At 48.9% G+C, this 1,226-nt stretch carries 1 protein-coding gene and 1 pseudogene; both read right to left on the bottom strand.

Annotated elements, in window-relative coordinates; all coding sequences use genetic code 11:
• Window positions 1-873, bottom strand: an 873-nt coding sequence (locus IEE83_RS32710) for a helix-turn-helix domain-containing protein (protein ID WP_194124958.1), incomplete at its 3' end; no start/stop codon positions are given.
• A gap of 60 nt (window positions 874-933) precedes the next feature.
• A pseudogene (locus IEE83_RS32705) lies at window positions 934-1,226 on the bottom strand (short-chain dehydrogenase/reductase); the annotation flags it as partial.

Genomic DNA, 1,226 nt, shown 5'->3' with positions numbered 1-1,226 from the left:
TGATTTGAATAACTTACTAAAAGACTGCGGATGCTCAAAACCGAGCTGATAGGCGATTTCACCTACTGTCAGATCACTAAATGTCAAAACTTCCTTTGCTTTCTCAATAAGCTTATTGTGAATGTGCTGCTGCGTACTCTGGCCGGTCAGTGCGCGGAGCATGTCGCCAAGATAGTGGGGTGAAACGTGCAGTTGGTCTGAAAAATACTGAACGCTCGGAAGCCCTTTCAGCAGGGCGGTCTCCTCGTCGAAATAATTCTTCAGCAATTGGTCCATCTTTTCCAGCAATGCATTGTGAATTGGGTTTCGGGTAATAAACTGGCGTTTGTAAAACCGCTGACTGTAATTCAGCATCAGTTCCAACTGCGAAATCAGCACATCCTGGCTCAGCTCGTCGATCGCCGTTTCGAGCTCGTCGCCGATGTTTCTGGCAATGCCCTGAATGATTAACTGTTCTTTGTCCGACAAATGCAGCGACTCGGTCACCGAGTAGGAGAAAAAGCCATAATGTTTGATTTTGGCGTCTAGTGGATAGTTTCGCAGAAAATCAGGGTGAACTAGCAATGTAAATCCCAGGGTCGATTCGGCTATTTGAATGCCCGTCAGCGGCTGGCCTGGCGAGGAAAAAAACATACCGGCTTGCTGAAAATCGTAAGTTGTCTGCCCATACCGCATCCGGCAGCCCGCCGATTCATTATAGGTGATGTTATAAAAATCCATGGCAAAAGTATCGGCCAGCATTTCGGCCGTGATTTGCACCTTGTTGAAATCGAGCAAGCTGATTAGTGGGTGCAAAGGTTGCGGCAGACCGAATGCATGCTGCATTTCGGCAATGGAGTGGTACACGCGCGGTTTGAGATGTTCTCTTTTCATAATCCGATAATGGTCTGCCGGCGCAAATCGTTCCAACCTGCGCCGGCAGACCATTTGATTTTAAACAGCGGCTAACAATTGTTTAATCCCGCTCCTAAAAGCTTCGTCGCCCGCAGCCAGGCGCTGGGCGTAAAGTTCTTTGGCATCCTCGCCACAAACGTATCTCAATGTGTTGGTAGCATCGGTAGCCGCGCCATACACCACTTCGGCGATTTGTTCTGAATTCGACGCAGCTTTGTCAGGTGCGAGCATCGCCATGAATTTGCTGGTCAATGCTTCATAAGCCGGGTGCGTGGCAAACACCGCTTTCGCACCGATTTCAGTCGCCACCAATCCGGGTTCAATGGTTTTAA

This window comes from Dyadobacter subterraneus, from assembly GCF_015221875.1.
Lineage (GTDB): Bacteria > Bacteroidota > Bacteroidia > Cytophagales > Spirosomataceae > Dyadobacter > Dyadobacter subterraneus.
Note: the sequence above shows the minus strand (reverse complement) of the source record. Positions and strands in the feature narration are given on the sequence as shown.